At 69.8% G+C, this 5671-nt stretch carries 7 protein-coding genes; 6 read left to right on the top strand and 1 reads right to left on the bottom strand.

Translation table 11 applies throughout. The features are described 5' to 3' along the window. Window positions 1-103: 103 nt before the first annotated feature. Entirely contained in the window at window positions 104-520 is a 417-nt protein-coding gene (locus VNT59_RS01830) for a ribonucleotide reductase subunit alpha (protein WP_325496047.1), read from the top strand. Window positions 521-552: 32 nt separating this feature from the next. Here VNT59_RS01830 and VNT59_RS01825 read toward each other — a convergent pair whose 3' ends face one another. Further along, entirely contained in the window at window positions 553-1491 is a 939-nt protein-coding gene (locus VNT59_RS01825; protein WP_325496046.1) for a COX15/CtaA family protein, read from the bottom strand. A gap of 161 nt (window positions 1492-1652) precedes the next feature. Here VNT59_RS01825 and VNT59_RS01820 point away from each other — a divergent pair, with 161 nt between their 5' ends. From VNT59_RS01820 to VNT59_RS01800, 5 genes are all read left to right on the top strand, one after another. Beyond that, on the top strand, window positions 1653-1811 hold the full coding sequence (locus VNT59_RS01820; protein ID WP_325496044.1) for a hypothetical protein: 159 nt from the start codon (window positions 1653-1655) through the stop codon (window positions 1809-1811). Window positions 1812-1820: 9 nt separating this feature from the next. Further along, the gene (locus tag VNT59_RS01815) at window positions 1821-2360 is read left to right on the top strand and encodes a cytochrome C oxidase subunit II (RefSeq protein ID WP_325496042.1); all 540 of its coding nucleotides are present in this window, start codon (window positions 1821-1823) and stop codon (window positions 2358-2360) included. Window positions 2361-2371: 11 nt separating this feature from the next. Continuing rightward, window positions 2372-4102 (top strand): cbb3-type cytochrome c oxidase subunit I, encoded by a 1731-nt coding sequence (locus VNT59_RS01810; protein ID WP_325496040.1) that lies wholly within the window; start codon window positions 2372-2374, stop codon window positions 4100-4102. A gap of 11 nt (window positions 4103-4113) precedes the next feature. After that, entirely contained in the window at window positions 4114-5007 is an 894-nt protein-coding gene (cyoE, locus tag VNT59_RS01805) for a heme o synthase (RefSeq protein ID WP_325496039.1), read from the top strand. Between the two features lie 14 nt (window positions 5008-5021). Next, window positions 5022-5671, top strand: a 650-nt coding sequence (locus tag VNT59_RS01800; RefSeq protein WP_325496038.1) for an SCO family protein, incomplete at its 3' end; no start/stop codon positions are given.

The following is a 5671-nucleotide window of genomic DNA, read 5'->3' as shown; positions in this document are numbered from 1 at the left end:
ATCTATCGTAGCCAGGGGTCGATGGCAAAAGGTTGACCTACGTCAAACCTGCATCGCGCGTGTACCTTCCTGGCACCCTACGATGGCGCGAACGCTTCCCGCCATGACCACATCGACCGCATCGAACACGTTCGGCCAGCTGCTGCAGGCCGCCGCCAGCCAGCCCGAGCCGCAACGGCTGCTGTTCGTCTTCGCGGCCGCCGAACTGCCCGACGGCGCCACCGCGCAGCAGCGCCGGCGTTTCGCCGCCGGCCAGGGCGGCGCGCTGACCCCGCTGGCCTGCGTCGACAAGGACCCGGCCGACCTCACCACCTTCGAGGCGCTGTCGGCCGAATCGCGCGCCGCCTGTCCGCCCTGGGACCTGGTGTTCATCGCCGCCCTGGGCGGCCAGTCGGGCCGGCCGCCATCATCGGGCCAGGTCGAGGCGGCGCTCCAGACAATTGTCAAAGGCGTGCAGTCCGGGCGACTCGGCGCCTTCCTCGCGCTGGACGCCGCCGGCGAGCCGGTGCGTTTTTCGTAAAGCGCGGGGCGCCGCCGCAGCGCGCAGGCCGCTCAGGGCCGCCGCGACGGCGAAGCGTCCTGCCGTTCCCGCGCCGGCAGCAGGCTGACCAGGGTCGCCAGCAGCAGCGCCGCCAGCATGTTGTGCACCAGTGCGCCGGCCAGCGGCAGCGACTGCGCGACGAGCAGCACGCCGGCCAGGACCTGGGCCGCCAGCAGCGCCACCAGCACGGCGCCGGCCCGGTACCCGCGCCGCCAGCCGACGATGCCCAGCGGCGCGACCACGGCGACCACGAGCAGGCTGCCGGCCCGATGCGCCAGGTGCAGCCACGCGCCGCCCGGATTGGTGGGCGCCGCCGCCGCCAGCCGCGGCACCCGCCAGGGATCGAAGGCCTGCCACGCCCCCGCCGCCGCGTCGCAGCCGGGGAGCTGGGGACAGCTCAGGCCCGCGTAGGCGGCGCTCACCAGGCCGCCGAGGCCGATCTGGAGCACCAGCAGCACCAGGCCGGCAAGCACCCACGGTCGAGGCAGGCCGGCGCCGCCCTCGACGCGCCCGCCGGTCGCCCGCACCAGCCGCCAGCTCAGCGCCAGCATGGCGAAGCCGGCCAGCAGGTTGGCCAGCACCACCGCCGGCAGCCGCGAGTCGGCGGTGGCGCGACCCAGCACCGCCAGAAAGAGCGCCAGTGCCAGCAGCCAGAGCACCAGCCTGCCTTGCGGCCAGCGCATCGGCGCGACGGCCAAGGTGCTCATCAGCATCGCGATGATCAGCACGAGCGCGGCGACGGCCGTCACCCGGTGGGCGATCCGGGCGGCCGCCACGGCGGTGCCGGCCGCCGCCGCCCCCGGCTCGCTGGCGGCGAGCAGCTGCACCCGGCACTGCGGCCACGGCTCGCAGCCGAGCCCGGCCCGCGACAGCCGGATGAAGGCACTCAGGCTGGTGATCGCCAGCACCAGCGCCGCACAGGCGAACGCCATCGCTCGCAACGTGGACATTCGACGCGTCGGGCCGGGCATGGGCCGCATGCTAGCGACGCGCCGCTGAGGGTTTGCCCCTAGCGAAGCTGCAATCGCCATACACCTTTGCGCCAGATCAAAGGCACGTCGGAAACATGTCTCCAGCATCGCCTCCACTGCAACCACAACGAGGAGACAAGATGAGCAGTGAAGACGTGGACAAGGACGGCCCGGTGCCGTTGGTGCAGCAGCTTCTGGACAACCCGTTCCTGCTGCTGTTCCTCGGGGTGCTGATCCCCATGGTCGTGTACACGCTGTGGGGTGTCATCGACATCCTGACCATCCCCCTCGCGAAGTAGGAGCACGCCATGAGCGCCATTCTCCCGCCGGCCGAACGGCTGTGGTGGAAGCACCCCCTCGACCGCGTCGAGGGCACCTGGATCGCCATCGCCTTCGTCTGGTGCATGGTCATGTTCTTCATGATGGTCTACTGGCATGCCTACGGAAAGCAGAACCTTTCCACCGAGACCTACAAGACCACGCCCGAGAAGTTCGCGGCGAAGGCGCAGGCCTTCGTCGACAAGTACACCGTTCGCACCGAGACCGACCAGAAGATCCCGGTGGTGGCGCCGCCGGCCGACAGCGATGTCTACCTCACCGCCCGGCTCTGGGCCTGGTGGCCCATCCTCGAGCTGGAAAAGAACAAGACCTACAAGCTGCACCTGACGGCCATGGACTACAACCACGGCTTCTCGCTGCAGCCGAGCAACATCAACATCCAGGTCGTGCCCGGCTACGAGCACGTGGTGAAGGTCACCCCGAACGAATCGGGCACCTTCTCGATCGTCTGCAACGAATACTGCGGCATCAACCACCACACGATGGTGGGCCGCATCTACGTGAAGTAAGGAAGGCCGCGATGTCCGCAACCATTCCCCTCCCCGCCACCCCGCTGCACGACACCACCTACCGCACCTGCCCGCGCTCGGGCCTGCAGTTCGAGGCCAGGGCCGAGCGGCTGATGATCGCCAACGCGGTGATCGCGGTGGTCGCCCTGCTGGTGGGCGGCCTGCTCGCCATCGGCGTCGTGCTCACCCGCTGGCCGGCCGTCCACTGGCTCGCGCCCGACACCTTCTACATGGTGCTCACGGCCCACGGCATCGACATGCTGATCTTCTGGATCATCTTCTTCGAGGTCGCGGTGCTGTATTTCTGCTCGTCGACGCTGCTGCGCTGCCGGATCGCCACGCCCAATGTCGCCTGGCTCGCGCTCGCGCTGATGCTGATCGGCGCGGTGACGAACAACGTCGCCGTGTTCCAAGGCGGCTCCAGCGTGATGATGACCTCCTACGTGCCGATGATGGCCTCGCCCGCGTTCTACCTGGGCCTGATCCTGTTCGCCGTCGGCGCCCTGATCGCCTGCTTCGTCTTCTTCGGCACGCTGGTGATCGCCAGGCGCGAGAAGACGTACCAGGGCTCGGTGCCGCTGGTGACGTTCGGCGCCATCACGGCGGCGATCATCGCGGTCTTCACCATCGCCTCGGGCGCGATCATCCTGATCCCGACCTTCCTGATGTCGATCGGCTGGGTCAAGGAAGTCGACCCGCTGATCTACCGCACGATCTGGTGGGCCTTCGGCCACTCCTCGCAGCAGATCAACGTCGCGGCGCACATCTCGATCTGGTACGCGGTGGCGGCCATCGCCTTCGGCGCCAAGCCGATGTCCGAGCGCGTGAGCCGCGGCGCGTTCCTGCTCTACATCCTGTTCCTGCAGCTCGCCAGCGCCCACCACCTGCTGGCGGACCCGGGCATGTCGACCGGCTGGAAGGTCGTCAACACCAGCTACTTCATGTACTTCGCGGTGCTGGCCTCGATGATCCACGGCCTCACGATTCCCGGCGCCATGGAAGTCGCGCAGCGCGCCAAGGGCTACAACAAGACGCTGTTCGAGTGGCTGCGCAAGGCGCCCTGGGGCAACCCGACCTTCTCGGGCGTGTTCATCTCGATCATCGGTTTCGGCTTCCTGGGCGGCATCTCGGGCGTGATGATGGGCACGGAGCAGCTCAACATGCTGATCCACAACACCATCTACGTGCCGGGGCACTTCCATGCCACGGTGGTGGTCGGCACGACGCTGTCGTTCATGGCCCTCACCTACTTCCTGATCCCGGTGCTGTTCCGGCGCGAGACCATCGCCCCGGGCCTGGCCAGGATCCAGCCGTACCTGTTCGGGCTGTCGATGTACTTCTTCTGCCTGGTGATGATGGGCGCCGGCACGCTGGGCGTCTCGCGCCGGCACTGGGACATGGCGTTCCAGGGCGCGGCGCTCGCCTACGAATGGCCCGGCGCGGCCTACCTGATGATGGGCCTGGTCGGCATCGCCGGCATCGCGGCCATCGCCGGCGGCGGCATCTACATCTACGTCACCGTGGGCTCGATCCTGTTCGGCAAGAAGCTGGACAGCGGCAAGGTGAGCACGATCGTCACCCCGATTCCGCCGACGGCGCCGTCGGCCGCCGCGCAAAGCTACGGCTCGGCGGGCTTCGCCGCGCCCGGGACCTTCATGCTCGCCATGCTGTTCCTGGTGGCCTTCGTCCTCTACTACTTCATCAACTGGAAGTACCTGGGGCAGCTCTGGGGCCTGAGCTGAAGGGGCCGGCGATGCACACGACGACCCTCGTGGAACGGCGCGGCACGCGGCTCGCGCGCGACGTGCTCTCGCTGTTCAAGCTGCGCATCGGCATGCTGATCATGATCACGGCCCTGGTCGGGCTCGTGGTCACGCCCGGCGGTTCGCCGAGCCTGGCCCAGGTGCTGGTGCTGGCGCTGTCGGTGCTGGTGGCCTCCGCCAGCGCCGGCGCGTTCAACCAGTACGTGGAACACGACAGCGACCGCCTCATGGCCCGGACCCGGCGCCGCGCCTTCGTCACCGGCGCGCTGCCGCACCACCCGGCCTGGCTGGCGCTGATGGCCGCGATGCTGGCCGGCGCGGTGGCCGCCGCCTGGTTCACGCTCAACGGCGCGGCGGCGGCCTACGTGTTCCTCGGCGCCTTCTTCTACGCCGTGGTCTACACCGTCTGGCTGAAGCGCCGCAGCGCCTGGAACATCGTGATCGGCGGCCTGGCCGGCAGCTTCGCCGTGCTGGCCGGCGGCGCCGCCGTCGACCCGGCGCTGGGGCCGCTGCCGCTGCTGCTGGCCCTGGTGCTGTTCCTGTGGACGCCGCCGCATTTCTGGAGCCTGGCGATCGCCAATGCCAAGGACTACGAGGCCGCCGGCGTGCCGATGCTGCCGGTGGTGGTGGGGCCGCGGCGCGCGGCCCGCATCGTGTTCGCCGGCACCGTCGCACTGGTGGCGGCCTCCCTGCTGCCGCTGGCCTTCGGCGCCGGGCCGATCTATGCGATCGGCGCGACTGGCGGCGGCCTGCATTTCCTGCACAAGTCGTGGCAGCTGGCGCAGGCACCCAACCGCGCCAGCGCGATGGGTTCCTTCTTCGCCTCGCTGATCCAGCTGAGCGCGCTGCTGCTCGCCGCCACGCTGGACGGGCTGCTGCGCTGAACCGGAACCTCGCCATGAACCTGCCCCGGCCAGCCGTCATGCGTTGCGCGGCAATGCTGGCGCTGGCCGCGGCACTGTTCGGGCCCGCCATCGCGGCGGCGCAGGCGTCCCCGGCCCTGGACCGGAACGCGGCGCTGCGCGCCAGCCAGGCCGTGGTCGGCCAGACCGTCCCCGACCACACCCTGCTGGATCGCGACGGCCGCCCGGTGCGGCTCGCCTCGTTTCGCGGCAAGCCGCTGCTGGTGAGTTTCATCTACACCGGCTGCTTCCAGGTCTGCCCCACCACCACCCGCTCGCTGCAGGAGGCGGTACGCGGCCTGCAGGGCCGCTTCGGGCCGGACCAGTTCAACGTGATCAGCGTCGGCTTCAACCAGCCGGCCGACTCGCCGGCGGCGCTGAAGTCGTTCGCGGCGCAGCACCGCATCGCCGAGCCGAACTGGCACTTCCTCAGCCCGCCGGCGGCGATCGTGCCGGCCCTCACCCGCGACTTCGGCTTTCGCTGGGAGGCCACGCCGGCCGGCTTCGACCACGTGCTGCAGGTCTCGCTGGTCGACGCCCGGGGCCGCATCGTGCGCCAGGTCTACGGCGACCGGGTGCCGGCCGACGCGCTGGGCGAGCCGATGAAGGAGCTGCTGCTGGGGGCGCCGCTGTCGCCGAGCACGCC

The sequence above is a fragment of the Ramlibacter sp. genome, from assembly GCF_035554825.1.
GTDB lineage: Bacteria > Pseudomonadota > Gammaproteobacteria > Burkholderiales > Burkholderiaceae_C > Ramlibacter.
Note: the sequence above shows the minus strand (reverse complement) of the source record. Positions and strands in the feature narration are given on the sequence as shown.